13 protein-coding genes are annotated in these 13200 nt (G+C 46.8%); 6 read left to right on the top strand and 7 right to left on the bottom strand.

All coding sequences use genetic code 11. The features are described 5' to 3' along the window. The first annotated feature begins 242 nt into the window (after positions 1-242). A complete protein-coding gene (locus G367_RS0111185; RefSeq protein WP_020413220.1) occupies positions 243-1502 on the top strand; it encodes a 2OG-Fe(II) oxygenase family protein in 1260 nt (419 codons plus the stop codon). A 309-nt stretch (positions 1503-1811) separates the two neighbouring features. Here the strand turns inward: G367_RS0111185 and ahpC are convergent, their stop codons facing one another. Beyond that, positions 1812-2378 carry an alkyl hydroperoxide reductase subunit C gene (ahpC, locus tag G367_RS0111180; RefSeq protein ID WP_020413219.1) on the bottom strand — a complete coding sequence of 189 codons (567 nt, stop codon included), beginning with the start codon at positions 2376-2378 and terminating at the stop codon, positions 1812-1814. A gap of 226 nt (positions 2379-2604) precedes the next feature. Between ahpC and G367_RS25125 the strand changes: the two genes are divergently transcribed. From G367_RS25125 to G367_RS25120, 3 genes are read left to right on the top strand one after another with little or no spacing between them, the layout of a single operon-like run. Further along, positions 2605-3921, top strand: a complete 1317-nt coding sequence (locus tag G367_RS25125; RefSeq protein ID WP_157533479.1) for a DUF2157 domain-containing protein — start codon at positions 2605-2607, stop codon at positions 3919-3921. Continuing rightward, positions 3918-4460, top strand: a complete 543-nt coding sequence (locus G367_RS0111170) for a GDYXXLXY domain-containing protein (protein ID WP_020413217.1) — start codon at positions 3918-3920, stop codon at positions 4458-4460. Before G367_RS25125 ends, G367_RS0111170 begins: the two co-directional genes overlap by 4 nt. Before the next feature lie 13 nt (positions 4461-4473). Further along, positions 4474-5103, top strand: a complete 630-nt coding sequence (locus G367_RS25120) for a CPBP family intramembrane glutamic endopeptidase (RefSeq protein WP_020413216.1) — start codon at positions 4474-4476, stop codon at positions 5101-5103. Positions 5104-5283: 180 nt separating this feature from the next. Here G367_RS25120 and G367_RS0111160 read toward each other — a convergent pair whose 3' ends face one another. From G367_RS0111160 to G367_RS0111140, 5 genes are all read right to left on the bottom strand, one after another. Continuing rightward, positions 5284-5925, bottom strand: coding sequence for a hypothetical protein (locus G367_RS0111160; RefSeq protein ID WP_020413215.1), 642 nt, complete (start codon positions 5923-5925; stop codon positions 5284-5286). A gap of 625 nt (positions 5926-6550) precedes the next feature. Continuing rightward, complete coding sequence (locus G367_RS0111155; protein ID WP_020413214.1) at positions 6551-7255, bottom strand: 2OG-Fe(II) oxygenase; 705 nt, start codon at positions 7253-7255, stop codon at positions 6551-6553. A 447-nt stretch (positions 7256-7702) separates the two neighbouring features. Beyond that, entirely contained in the window at positions 7703-8287 is a 585-nt protein-coding gene (locus tag G367_RS0111150; protein WP_020413213.1) for an exopolysaccharide biosynthesis protein, read from the bottom strand. A 13-nt stretch (positions 8288-8300) separates the two neighbouring features. Continuing rightward, positions 8301-8660, bottom strand: coding sequence for a hypothetical protein (locus tag G367_RS0111145; RefSeq protein ID WP_020413212.1), 360 nt, complete (start codon positions 8658-8660; stop codon positions 8301-8303). A 90-nt stretch (positions 8661-8750) separates the two neighbouring features. After that, positions 8751-9398 carry an NAD(P)H-binding protein gene (locus G367_RS0111140; RefSeq protein WP_020413211.1) on the bottom strand — a complete coding sequence of 216 codons (648 nt, stop codon included), beginning with the start codon at positions 9396-9398 and terminating at the stop codon, positions 8751-8753. Between the two features lie 261 nt (positions 9399-9659). Here G367_RS0111140 and G367_RS0111135 point away from each other — a divergent pair, with 261 nt between their 5' ends. Further along, complete coding sequence (locus tag G367_RS0111135; RefSeq protein ID WP_020413210.1) at positions 9660-10898, top strand: alkylhydroperoxidase-related (seleno)protein; 1239 nt, start codon at positions 9660-9662, stop codon at positions 10896-10898. A gap of 73 nt (positions 10899-10971) precedes the next feature. Here G367_RS0111135 and G367_RS23680 read toward each other — a convergent pair whose 3' ends face one another. Continuing rightward, positions 10972-11334 carry a DUF4174 domain-containing protein gene (locus G367_RS23680; RefSeq protein WP_169337110.1) on the bottom strand — a complete coding sequence of 121 codons (363 nt, stop codon included), beginning with the start codon at positions 11332-11334 and terminating at the stop codon, positions 10972-10974. A gap of 346 nt (positions 11335-11680) precedes the next feature. Between G367_RS23680 and G367_RS0111125 the strand changes: the two genes are divergently transcribed. After that, positions 11681-13123 (top strand): MFS transporter, encoded by a 1443-nt coding sequence (locus tag G367_RS0111125; RefSeq protein WP_281165157.1) that lies wholly within the window; start codon positions 11681-11683, stop codon positions 13121-13123. Positions 13124-13200: the final 77 nt, after the last annotated feature.

Raw genomic sequence — 13200 nt, 5'->3', positions numbered from 1 at the left:
TGGCAGATCGAGGTGGGAGGGAGCAGGTGGCTTTCAGGCAATTAAAGCCTGTAGGCGGCAGGGATTGGTGAGGTCAAGTAGTACGGTGCAAAGTTAGTCAAGTAGTTGGCCGAGAGAGGAAGAGTAATGTTAAGCGGGCGCCTTATCGGATTGGGCATGTAAGCAAGGGCAACCTAGGCTGAACTAATACGCTCTGCATTTTTTTGCACGAAGAGGTTTTGAGGCGGGTTAGTGAGGATGAGATGAATCTATCGGTTGATTTTGGAGATTTGAGGGAGAAGCTCAAGAAGGATAAGTATTTGTATCTAAGGTTAGATTCACATCCTCTCACCCAGGATAAGTTAAAAGAAATAGATTCCATTGCTAGCAACCTGGATTATGAGGAGGTTTTAGATGGAGATGCTGGAGATAAGCATAATCTTCTAGTTGGTAGGCTAAGGAATGATATTGACCTCCCTGAGGACTGCTCAAACTATATGCCGCAAGTTGATCTCATTATAAATAATGAGCAGATGCAACAGTTTTATAAGGGAATAACCGGGTTTGGCAATGTGTGTATTCGAAGATGCCAGGTAAACAGGCTCAAGGTGGGGAATTTTGTTGGGTTGCACTCTGATATGCAAGGTGATCCAGACAAGCCAGATAGCCATTTGGGCTACCAGTTTGCAATAGTGGTGCATATAGATTCCTATCAACAGCAGGGGGGAGAAACCATTCTTCATTTTGCTGATGAAGTTAAAAGAATAAATATAGAGCCCGGAGCTATGTTAATTACTGATGGTAATCTTCTTCATGAAGTGACTCGGATATCAAAGGGCTATCGGGAGACCTTAGTTTATTTTTTGTCGGACAACTTTGGGTTTCGTCGAGAAAGCTGCTTATATAATGATCAGCTGTTGAGTTTTAAGCATGAACTCTTACATCAGTCCATGGTTTTTCCCAAAAAAGAAATTCCTTTTACAGAATCAGAGTGGCAAATATTAAGGCGTATTTCCAGCGACGTTAACTATGAAAAAGTAACACTCAGTAATGCTGGTGATACTCATGAAATATTTGTTAGCAGGGTGGTTTATGATCAGTTTAAAGACTATAAACCCAAATTAATGAATACAAAAATTGCACCAGAAATACTTTCTGTCTTACTGTCAGAAAAAATGAGAGCCTTCTATAAGGAAATTATAGGAAGTGATCAGTTTATTATGCCAAGGTGTCAATTTACTATTTTAGAAAAAGGAGGTTTTATTTCTGAGCATCTGGATACAGATACTAATCCACATTATTATGCCTCGATAGTGCTGCATTTCTCCAGTGGATATACGGGAGGGAGCTACACCTATACGAATTATCTAAGGGATGCTGAGGTTGAGTTAAAGACAAAAGAAAACTCAATGGTTGTCGCTTTGAGCTCAAGGTTCCCTCATTATGTCCAGGCTATGGAAGGTGGGGAGAGACGCACATTAACTTATTTTTTATCTTTTCCATACTGCCAAATGGACCTATAAATGTAATAGCTCTAAGAATGTTGCGCTGCCTGGCTGTGTAGGCTATTGGTGGTTCAGGGCCAACTTATTGCATGTTTCTCAGTCCTTCGCAGTCTGTCAAGCCACACAGATATTTATTAATAATTCATCTTCTGGTTTTTCTATTGAGACAGTGGTGCGGTCTAAAGACATTTGAAACCAGAGTGATTAATTTACTTTGTATCAGTGACTCTCGCGCACGTTCCCTGCCCACCGCAATAGTTAAAAAATGACAATGCCCACCAAATGGTGGGCAAAGCCAGTTCCAATCCTGTGAGGGTTTGGGAAATCTTAGATCTTTCCTACTAGGTCGAGAGATGGTGCCAGGGTTTCTTCACCTTCCTTCCATTTAGCTGGACATACTTCGCCTGGGTGTGCTGCGATGTACTGAGCAGCTTTAATCTTGCGCAGCAGCTCGCTGGCGTCACGCCCAATACCGCCTGCGGTGATCTCAACGATCTGGACACGCCCTTCTGGGTCGATCACAAAGGTGCCTCGGTCAGCGATACCTTCCTCTTCGATCATCACGCCGAAGTTACGGGTAATGGTGCCGGTGGGATCGCCGATCATCGGGTATTGGATTTTTCCGATGGTATCGGAAGAGTCGTGCCACGCTTTATGGGTAAAGTGGGTATCGGTGGATACGGAGTAAATCTCAACACCCAGTTTCTTGAACTCTTCATAGTTGTCGGCCAGGTCGCCTAACTCAGTGGGGCAGACAAAGGTGAAGTCGGCAGGATAGAAAAAGAATACAGCCCACTTGCCTTTGACATCGGAATCGCTGACGTCGTGAAACTCACCGTTTTGATAGGCCTTGGCGTTGAACGGCTTGAGTTGGGATTCGATGTAACGGGACATGGATAGCTCCTTTTGAAATTCCGTTGTTTGTCTGTGTTCTTTGATGGTTTAAATGCTATGGGTTGGTCAACTTTAATAGAAATTAACAATTTAAATGCCGCAGATAGCCTTTGACTATCTGCGGCTGTTCATTGAGGGTAAGGGCGACTTTAGGGATACTCAGCGCTGACTCAGGGTGCGAGTAGTAGATCGCACCGGGATGGATACTTTTCCGCAGGATAGTGGTATGCGACTGATTCGATTGTTAAAGCACGACCTGGCACAAGAGACTGGGGAGTGGGTAGATGATGGACTGATCAGTGAGGCGCAGGCCGAGTTGATCTGTGCTCGCTACGAGGTGGACTACCACAAGGCGCGCCAGCGTTCCCTTGGGTATAACGTATTGGTGGGCCTTGGCTACTTGTTTATTGCCCTGGCATTAATCACTTTGATAGGCGCCAACTGGGATGAGATTCCCCGCGCATTGAGAATGGGAGGTTTGATCGCCCTCACTGTCGCGACCCAGTGTGCTGCATTGCATGTATATTTCAAGCGCAACCCCCGTGCAGGCGAGGGGCTTTTCCTATTGGGGAACTTCTTTTTTGGTGCCTCGATAATTCTTATCGCCCAGATTTATCACTTAGGTGAGCATATGCCCGATGGGCTCTTGTGGTGGGCGCTTGGCTGTATCCCATTTGCCCTGATTACAAGGAGCCCCTGGATAGCGCTACAAGCCAATATCCTTGCGCTAATTTGGTTCTACCTGCAGGTAGTGATGGGATATTACCCAGCACTATTTCCGTTATTCATTCTTGTTTCCCTTTTTGTTCTGCTACGTGGACGGGCGAGTGTTTTATTGCTGCTGGTGATACTGGGAAGCATTGGCCTTTGGATTGAATACTCACTGGCGGAGATCTGGCGCATACAAGAGCAGGGCTTTAAGCTGGCTCTGCAGGCTGAGAGCTTACCGGTGGCAATTGCCTTGTTTGTAATGCTGTATGTATTCAGTCATTGGTTGGCCTTGAAGCAATCCTCCGTAGCTCGGGATTATTCGGCAGTAATCTCCATTTGGTGCTTGCGTTTTGCGTTGATCACCTTATTGGTTTTCAGCTTTGAATCTCCCTGGGAGTCCTTGATTGAAGCGAATTGGGATCATTTGTGGTCCATGTGGCTGGTGGTTGCAGCCATGGCTGCAGTAACCGTGGTATTGGCAATGCCTACGCGAAGGTTGTTATCCAGTAGTGCCCTCCTTGTTTTGTTTGCTGGAGTCCTGGCTTTGGTAACTACCATTGATAATATAGATCTGGCAATTTACCTGCAGGTGGCTGCCAACTTTGCCTTGATTGGCAGTGGTATTTGGCTGATATATCGCGGGGTTCACGATGGTATTTCACATTATTTCTTCCTTGGAGTGGTGGCGATACTGCTCACCGCCTTGTTACGTTATATCGACCTTATTGGAGATTACCTGGGGGCAGCTCTGATTTTCATCCTGTTCGCCGGCCTTTTGTTGGGGGCGGCCAAGTATTGGAAGTTCCATCAGGGCAGGGAGGAAGCACGATGAAGAGGGGGGTTTTCTTCGCCTTAGTTGCAGCGATTGCTGTACAGTTTTTGATTCTTGCTGGCCTATACGTGAAGGCTCAGGTACCGCTTTGGTCTGGCGAGCCAATTCGGGTTAAGACTATCCCGGTGGACCCCCGCTCCATGTTCCGAGGTAATTACGCCCGCTTGAACTATGGCTTTTCCGAGATTAAGAAATCGGCACTGTCTGCTGGCAGGCAGGTGCGCCAGGGAGAGGTGGTTTATGTCTCCCTGAAGAAGTCTCCATCAGGACTTTATGAATTCTCTTCGGCGAGTTTTGATAAGCCCGATGAGGGTATATTCCTGAGGGGGCGTATATCCAACACAAGGCCTTGGGGTAATGACGATAGCTATCGTGTTAAGTACGGCATAGAGGCTTACTTTGCTCCCAAGAAAAAGGCGCTGCAGCTTGAGAAGGATCTGCGAGAAGGGGGGGTGGCAGAGTTAATGGTGGCGCCCAGTGGCCAGGTAAGCCTTAAAACTGTTGTTGGTGAAGAGCGGGCTGGCGAGCAAGGGGGTTGATGGAGCATGTCCTGTGTCGGAAGACAAAAATTCAGTGTTTAAGAAGACAGCGGATAAATTGAGCAGCAGACAAATTTTTTCTGTCATGATGTGGATTGAGGCAGGGGGTTTGCTATTTGCCCTTGTTGCGATTGGCTTCTCCGGTATTGAACTTCCTATACCTGGCGACTCTCCATTTTTGTCAGTAGTTTGGGGAGCCTGTGGGGCACTATTTAGTTTTACCGCTGTTGTAATTCTTACCCGCTCTCCTACATCTTTCGGTTGTACGCTGCGCGGCCACTGTGCGCAGCTGACTCAATTATTCTCAGGAATATCTACTACGCAGATTATTCTGTTGTCTATCGTTGCAGGTATTTGTGAGGAGATTTTTTTTCGGGGATTTCTACAGGTATGGCTATCACAGCTCAGTTCCCCTTTAATCGGGTTGCTGGGTGCTTCACTAATTTTTGCCTTTCTGCATTGGGCATCATTTACATATTTCCTGCTGACATTTGTTGTTGGATTGGTTTTGGGGGTTGCTTATCAGCAGACAGGCAGCTTATTGGGGGTGATTATTTGGCACGCAGTTTATGACTTGCTCGCACTCATGGTACTTTCAAAATATCCTCGTATGTTAGGCCTGGAAGTTCCACTGGACAAATAGAGATTTGGGAAACTATTTGTCTGGGGCAGCACCTTCCGTCTGCCCTGGAGAAAACAAAAAAATTATTTAAATACAGGTGGCTTGTTGATCGATTTTAGGCCTGATGATTCGATTTTGATTATGCGGTAGCCAGTTAACAATAGGGAAAATGTTAATTTGGGCCACCGCATAAATATATTGTTATACAATCTCAAAAAAGCCTATGACCTGTTCGTCATTATTTAAATTTTGGACGTAGAATCTCCATTTGTTATCTTCGCCGCGCACACCAAAACAGCGGGCAAGGCTGTCGTAGAAGGTAGTACCTCCTTTCGCGAGTACTTTTTTCATCTTTTTGGGTCCTGATACTCCATTCATTTTAAAGCCCGTAACCGAAAGCCTTCTTTCGAGCTTTACTGGAGCAGGAATATCTACCTCTTCTTCCAGTTTATCCCTTTGTTTAGAACCATTCCAGGTTGTCCCTGAACTAGTATCACCGGCAACATGCATGACTGTAACGCTATGTCTTGCGTCATCGTGAAATTTAAGGGTCATTCGGCAGCCGCTAAGGTGCGATGTCATAAAGTAGGGAGGGCTCTTACTATCTAAAGTTACTGATACGGCTGATTTACGAGCCCAGGTCATATATGTCGCTTTTTTTTCGGATTTGTCATCCTTTTTCATCAGGATTATATTTGGGTCCCTGAATACAAAGTCGATTCCGGTTTGATACACTCCATTCTTAATATCAAATTCCTGAGTATTGAAATCCAGTTTATACTTTTTGAAGGCCGTCTCAATATCGTTGTCCAATTCGCTTAAGAAATCGTCATAACTTGGCATATCTCTATTTCCTTTTCGTTAGATTTTAACTATGCGCGATATCCGGTTGTTCGCTAAGATGATAGTGTTTATAGATTATTCAAATGCAGGTCGATAGTCGACGATTTCTTCATTTCACTAGATAATAAAATTAATTTGATAACTGATAGTGTAATGTAGCTTCGAATCTTGAACTTAGCATGCCAATTTTTTGGTAACTACCTAAGTTGGCGAATTAAGCAAAAGTTCCTTATTTACTCCTTTTTTGCTCCACATTTCTTACACGATTTGTGGTTCTTCAGGTATTTTCGATGCCCCAAAGGGCTTATTCACTTAAAGGCTAATCTATGATTTGCTGGTAGGTTAATGATTGCTGGCAGAAACAGCTTGAGCGAGATCAGCTACTGATCATTTATTGTCGGTCAATAGACTTTAGTAGTGTGGAGGCGGGTTCAGGAAGGATCTGTCTCGCTTCTTCAGCGGAACATGAACTGTCTTTGTACATCTAGCGAGGTGTTTACTGAGTGAGGAGGCGTATTCTGTAGATATTGGAGGAGGTGCCGCACAGGTTGGGGTGGCCGGCAAGCCCTAAGACGTTCACTTAAAAAAAAGAAAAGTGGCCAGTAAAAACTGGCCATTATCTGAATTACTTTGCCGCACCATATATTTGCTCTGCCCGATTGAATAGGACCCAAGAAGTTAATATATACTTATCTCCTGATTTGGGTACGTTACCCCTATGAGTATGGGTAAAGCCTGCTGGAGCAATCACCATTCGGCCAGCTTTGGGCTTTACTGTTTTATTTTGGTAGTGAAATTCAGTATGCCCACCTTCATCAACATCATTTAGGTAAAACATAAACAAGAGGACGCGATGCAGGGCCTCATTGTGCGGCATTTGTGGAAAAACTTCACTGTGCCAATAGGGGTAGCCACCTTCCCCCTTATTGTATTTCTGGGCGTTAATATGCCCTAAGCGGAACAACTGCTGCATCAAAATGTGTGCTTGCGGAGCGCCGACTTCTTCATAATTATCCTGGGTGAGTTTAACCGGCTCCCCCGTTTTGGGGTGGATGACAGTAAGTCCAAAGGTACCTATAAGCAGAAAGTAATACTTTTTAAAGTACTCAGTTATATTTTCTGAGGTATAGTCAATGGTTTGCGCTAAGATATCTTTAAATTCAGGGTGTTGATTTAAATAGATATCTTTGCTTAGTTTTTTAGACGGGTCGACGCCTCCTCCGGTTACTCCCTGTACTTGCCTGCTTGGGCTGCTCTCAAAAAGTTTGATCACCTGCTGACAGAAATCTAAGGGAAGGGCATCATCATATACTTCGATAAAATCTGTCATGTGGGTTGTCCAATGAAACTGCATGTTAGGCGCTCAAGTTTAGGATTGCTAACAGTAGGGGTCAATAGTAAATACAATTTTGTTTGTATCAGGTCAATCTATTTATAAGCTTATTTTTTTAAAGCTAATTCATATCGGGTTTGTTTTTGTTTGTGTCATTAAGCGGGGGATAATTTTTTAGAATTGATGAAATGTACTTTCTGACATGTTTGGGTAAGGTCGTGTTGGTAATAGTGTGTTACTGGTCTGGTTTGATGGTGTGTAAGCTATTTTACGTTAATCACCGCTAAACTTGATGTTTAAAATTGAAAACTCATTCATGCGTTTTTGAAAAAGCTTATGCTGGGCTAAGTTTTTAGAGTTGAGTTTAATAAATCCGTTAACAGCGGCAAGCCTACAATTATAATACCGGTGCATAAGACGACGGTGCAGATGGCTCAATATTTGTCAAAGTAGGGTATGGGCGAGAAGCCAGGTGAGTAACACGGTAATTATGCAGGCAATCAGTGCGAGCAGGCCATCGTGGGTAACGAGCGCCAGACCGAAAATGGTGAGGGCAAAACCTGCTGTGGTTGCGGAGAAGGGCACCAGTTCCAGTAGTGGTATGGTTAATGCAATCAGTGAGCAGATAGTGCCTATCGCATAGGTGCCACTGCGCCGCACCATAAAATCCAGGCGCGGCCGCATCCAGCGGTCGGCAAATGCTGCTGGCCGCCTCAGCCATTGTAAGGCGTCATTCATTTTTTTCCGCGAGATGGACCGACTCAGTAACCACTGTGGCAACCAAACGTGCCTACGGCCCAGCAGCAGTTGTATAGCGACGAGCAATAAGAGAGTGGCCATTACGGTAGATAAGCCGGGTACTCCGCTTAGGGGAGAGAAGAGGATTAACCCCACTAATAGCAGGAAGGGCGCGAATGACCTGCGCCCGATGGATTCCAGTACCAGCTGTAGGGAGATGCGCTCGGTGTGCTGGCAACTGGATTTTATCTGATCCAGTAACTGGCTAAGACCGGTAATCTCTTGTGACATGATGGGCTAGCCCTCAGCGCCCTGGCACACAGAGTTTCGCCGAGCCCCGTGCGCAGCTTCCCTGGCACTCAACTTTCTGTTTGCTATCGCGCCCAACCAGGCCACCCCTTTGTTTTGAACACCAGACTTTGCCGAGGTAGTCTTTGGTGCAAAACCCTACACCACAGACAATATTGCCATTGATATCAGAGAGGGCTCCACCTCCGGAGTGAATAGCGCAATAGACATTTCCATCGCTATCTCGCGCACACTGGCCGGGGCCGCAGCGCTTCTGTTGCTGTCGATCTAGGCGACAGTCTGCCATGGAGGAGCTGGGAAATAGGGCCCAACAGATAAAAAGCAAAGGGGTGAGAAGGCGCACAGACAACAACATAGTGCTTACCGGAAAGCGGTTACCTATTGATAGTCTGTGCCCCTGTGGCGCTGATCGCCAGTCTTGATGCCCCGGATGCAGAAATAAAAGTCAGGTGTAGAACAGCTCATCCAAGGTGAAGGTTTCTACGCCAGTTCCCGCTTTTTCGCATACGGCTACCATTTTCTCGGCTACCTGGGAGCCCGTAATAGGACGATAACGATGTAGTCCGGGTAGTCGGCAGACCCAGGGTAAGATAATGGCGCCTATTTTCTCTGCAGGGCGGAGGTCGGCCCGTTTACCGATGAGCAGAGAAGGGCGGAAAATACTGATGCGGGCAAAGGGCAGTGACAGGATCTTTTGTTCCAGTTCCCCTTTCATGCGCAAATAGGCACTGTTGCTTTTCGTGTTGGCACCGCTGGAGGATACCAGCAGGTAGTGGGCAACCCCATTATCTGCTGCCAGCTGTGCAGCGCGAAATTGATATTCCACGTCCACTTTGAATTGTTGCTCCAGGCCGCCCGCTTGCTTCTTGGTGGTGCCCAGGCAGGAGAACAGCAAGTCACCATGAAACAGGTCTGCGTATTCTTCTAAGTGTTCAAAATCAACCTGCTCATTGCGAACTTTTGGATGGGAAAAGGACAAGGGGCGGCGGGTCAGAGCGACTATTTCGCCTATCGATTTTTCCTGTGCCAGCTGCTCAACCAAGTGGCTACCAATCAGCCCAGTTGCACCTATAACAATTGCTTTTTTAGCCATAGCTTCCGACTTCTTTGTTTGGAATGCGTGTGGATGATGGCCTGCCAGGGGTGTTGCCTTCAAGCTTTTTGTGGGCCTGGCGTTGTAGAGAATCCTTAAATCACCGGTATTAATGACAAATTGAACTGTACTTCATGCTGGGGGGAATTAGTCTGAAGAGTAGTCGTGAATTGAATACTGGAAAACGTAATGCCTTGAGTAATACTCCTTCGATTGGCGGCCTAATATTTTGGTTATTAGTCATAGGGATTTGTATAAGCAATGCCATTTAATTATTCGAACGTGCCTTATCCTATTCGCGATGATTTACGCAAGGCAAATCTAAAGGCTTGGCAGTTTATTGGAGAAACGGGCAACTGGTGGTCTGTAGAAGATCATATAGCTATTGCCAGGGAAGTGCGTGCGGCCTACAAATGCGAATATTGTCGGGAGCGAAGAAAGGCGCTCTCCCCTTATCAGGTGGAGGGGCTGCACGACAGCCGCTCGGATCTTCCCACAGCGGTTGTAGATACTGTTCATCGAATAGTGACTGACCCCTCCCGCCTGAGTGAGGAGTGGTTGAAAAAGCTGGTACCTTCGGAAATCTCCATGGGCCAGTATGTGGAGCTTGTGGCGGTTGTTGTCTTTGCCATGAATGTGGATACCTTCCATCGTGCGTTGGGGTTGGATTTAGAAGAGCTCCCCAAGGCGTTGGCCGGGGAGGACACAGTGCCCTCCCAATACATACCCGCAGGGTTGGAAGAGGGTGCTGCCTGGGTGCCTATGATTGGACAGGGCCAGTGCACGGGTGCCGAGCAGGATCTGTACGAGGATATCCCCAGACCTACTAATGTACTCAGGGCCCTGAGCTTGGTGCCGGATGCTGTGCGTTGCCAGCGCTATATGGAAAACCGCTATTACTTTATGCCCTTTCAGGTCATGCAAGTGGGAGAGAATCACGATCGCGCTCTTTCTCGTACTGAGATAGAGTTGGTGGCCACTAGGGTGTCGATGAACAACGAGTGCTTTTACTGTGCGGCCTCACACGCGATGTTGCTCCAAGTGAGTAGTGAAGTGCAGGGAAAACAGGAAGATATTGCCAACCTGCTTATTTCTGAAGATTCTGCAGGAGGCAATGGCGGTGGAAGACATCACCCCCATGGAGCAGAGGATTATGCGCAACTTCTCGCTTTTGTGGATGCGGTCATGGGCGAGGATGTACATCTGATCCCCCCTACCAGGGAGAGACTGGAGCAGGAACACGGTAGTTCCGCTTTAGTGGATGTGGCGGCACTAATCGGCAGTTTCCAGCGCATGAATCGTATTGCCAACGCCACAGGAATAGAGCTGGATAAAGAGGTCGACCTGTTAAGTCAACAAGCCCAAAGTGAGCTGGCACTGAATAAATACGCCCAGGCAACAGAGACTACAGCTGGTGGCAAGGCACTGGGTTGGTTGGTAGCCAAAGTGCGCCCGGTGTTATTCAAAATGGCCGGCAAGAGGGCAAGGGATAGCGTATAAGCTTTGTGTGGGCTTATAGCTAAAGGGCCGCCTTCAGTGTTTTTGCGTGTGGGCGCCAGTGATACCTTGGGGGTTAAGGAGAGGAGCCATCTTTTGTCTCTTGCTGGCGCATCGGCATGCTGTCGATACGCCGCAAAATTTCCGTGGGGGCATACTTGACAGCACGATATTTCACGCCACCGTCCTTTCCTATCAAGACTACCTGCTCGCCATCGCCCTTGAAATACTGATCCTTGATATTGGTGTTGAAATCGCTGGTGATTTTCCCTGGATAATTCGTCTCGATATTGCCCTTGGAAAAGACAAACCACAGTAAGTCCCTTTCTGCAAACTGAGGGCCCAACTTCAGTAGAGACTGCATAGTCTCTGTCTCATTGGCAGGGTTGTTGAGGAGTAATACGCGTTTCTGCCACTGGAAGCTGCTTAGATTGTTCACAGTGTCTGCTTCCGCAAATTGATAAGGAGCGAAGATTAACAAAATAAGAAGAATGTATTTGCGCATGAGAATATCTCTGCTATGGGCCGGTTGGTGACTTCAGCATCTCTGCTTACGTTGTTTAAATAGCATAAAGAGTTGTTTGTTAGCGTAGAGAAAACCTGGCTTGGATGGGAAGAATCACCAATATCTATATTTTAGCCGAGTGCTCTCAACTAAACTAATTGCTACCAATTGTCTGTCTCGGTTGGGGTGGAAATTTATAAATTGCCGTCACGGCTGAGGCGATAGCGCACATCCAAGGGTGTGGGGTATAACTTGGGACTTTCCGGGAACTTAACTTGGAATCTGGTCGGATTGTAATTCCAGGCTGAAACCCTTGGAGTTGTTAACGTCCATGTCACACATCCAGGAGCAGGACCCCAATTCCCCCCGTCTAGGCTTGCTGGCCATATTCGTGGCCCTATTTATCATTGCTATTGATATCACTGCATTCTCTCCTGCGATCCCGGCGATCGAGCGGGAGATGGGTATGGATATCACCACCTCCCAGTGGGTTATCAATGGCTATGGTCTTGTCTTTGGTGTACTGGTGGTTACCGGAGGGAGAATTGCGGATATCTTTGGGCGGCGACGGGCATTTATTACTGGAGCAGGAATTTTCCTGGCGTTCTCCTTGATGGGCGGTCTCGCCCTGAATGTGCCGATGCTTCTCGCCGCCAGGGCATTCATGGGGGTGGGGGCAGCGTTGATGTGGCCCTCCATTTTAGGAATGGCATATAGCCTGATGCCTGAAGAGCGCGCCGGAGAGACCGGCGGTCTGATTATGGCTGTTTGTGGCTTGGCGAATACCCTTGGACCTGTAATGGGCGGGTTATTGGCGGATATGTTCAGCTGGCGATGGATTTTTTTTATAAACCTGCCAGTAGCGTTTGCCGCTGCACTTATGTGCTGGAAATTTGTTCCCCGAGATGTTCCCTTTGATCCCGATGAACGTATTGACTATCTGGGTGTTATCACTCTGACTGCTTCTCTGCTGAGTTTTCTCCTGGCCCTGAATTATGCATCGGGGGTTGGTTTTATGCACCCGTTGGTAATCGGGCTATTGGTGGGATTTCTGGTATTTAGTGCAGTTTTTATTTATATAGAGTCTCACCAACGAGAGGTAGCTCTTATTCCTGAGGATGTTATTAAAAATAAGAGGTTCTCTGCGGCCGGAGCCGTTACTCTTTTTACTTCTATTACTTTCTTTTCAGTTATTTTATATCTGCCCCAGTACCTGACAAATGTGCGTGGATTTACCACTATGCAATCGGGTTTAACGCTTGTTCCCTTGATGATTGCCTTTGCGGTTTTTTCATTTATAGCCGGTAAACTCTATCAAAAGACCGGGGGGAAGATTCTGGTTTGTGTTGGGATCCTGGCCATGAGTCTGGGGATGTTTTATATCTCCAGGTTAAGTGATGGCCATGAGTATATCTTTGGATTAATTATCCTCGGGGCTGGACTGGGGTTATTTAATCCATCTACAACCACAATGGTCATCGCTGTAGTAGACCCCAGTCGCGCGAGCCTGGCCAGTGCGATTATCTATATGTTGAAAATTACTGGCGGCGCGGTGGGACTCGGTGTTAATGCCGCTATTGTAGGATTTGCACCCGATATTACTACAGGTATTAGTAGGGCTTTTGAAGTAAATGCCTGCTTTGCATTTGTAGGGTTTGTTATTGCTTTCCTGTTTATGAGCGCACCCACTGTGACTGAGCGTGAGAGAGGTAGTACTGAATGATAAGCATTTTTTGTGAGTTGGTGGAGGTTGTATTGGCTTTTCGGTTGAAGGGGCTCTATCGCTGAGTTGACTGTAAG

It is taken from the genome of Microbulbifer variabilis ATCC 700307 (genome assembly GCF_000380565.1).
In the GTDB taxonomy this organism is placed as follows: domain Bacteria; phylum Pseudomonadota; class Gammaproteobacteria; order Pseudomonadales; family Cellvibrionaceae; genus Microbulbifer; species Microbulbifer variabilis.
This window is presented reverse-complemented; position numbering and strand designations above follow the sequence as displayed.

Bases quoted from the DNA above. Each gene is read 5' to 3' on its own strand.
- ahpC (WP_020413219.1), bottom strand. From the start codon at position 2,378: ATGTCCCGTTACATCGAATCCCAACTCAAGCCGTTCAACGCCAAGGCC.
- G367_RS0111140 (WP_020413211.1), bottom strand. From the start codon at position 9,398: ATGGCTAAAAAAGCAATTGTTATAGGTGCAACTGGGCTGATTGGTAGC.
- G367_RS0111135 (WP_020413210.1), top strand. From the start codon at position 9,660: ATGCCATTTAATTATTCGAACGTGCCTTATCCTATTCGCGATGATTTA.
- G367_RS0111170 (WP_020413217.1), top strand. From the start codon at position 3,918: ATGAAGAGGGGGGTTTTCTTCGCCTTAGTTGCAGCGATTGCTGTACAG.
- G367_RS0111145 (WP_020413212.1), bottom strand. From the start codon at position 8,660: ATGTTGTTGTCTGTGCGCCTTCTCACCCCTTTGCTTTTTATCTGTTGG.
- G367_RS0111150 (WP_020413213.1), bottom strand. From the start codon at position 8,287: ATGTCACAAGAGATTACCGGTCTTAGCCAGTTACTGGATCAGATAAAA.
- G367_RS0111185 (WP_020413220.1), top strand. From the start codon at position 243: ATGAATCTATCGGTTGATTTTGGAGATTTGAGGGAGAAGCTCAAGAAG.
- G367_RS25125 (WP_157533479.1), top strand. From the start codon at position 2,605: ATGCGACTGATTCGATTGTTAAAGCACGACCTGGCACAAGAGACTGGG.
- G367_RS0111160 (WP_020413215.1), bottom strand. From the start codon at position 5,925: ATGCCAAGTTATGACGATTTCTTAAGCGAATTGGACAACGATATTGAG.
- G367_RS0111155 (WP_020413214.1), bottom strand. From the start codon at position 7,255: ATGACAGATTTTATCGAAGTATATGATGATGCCCTTCCCTTAGATTTC.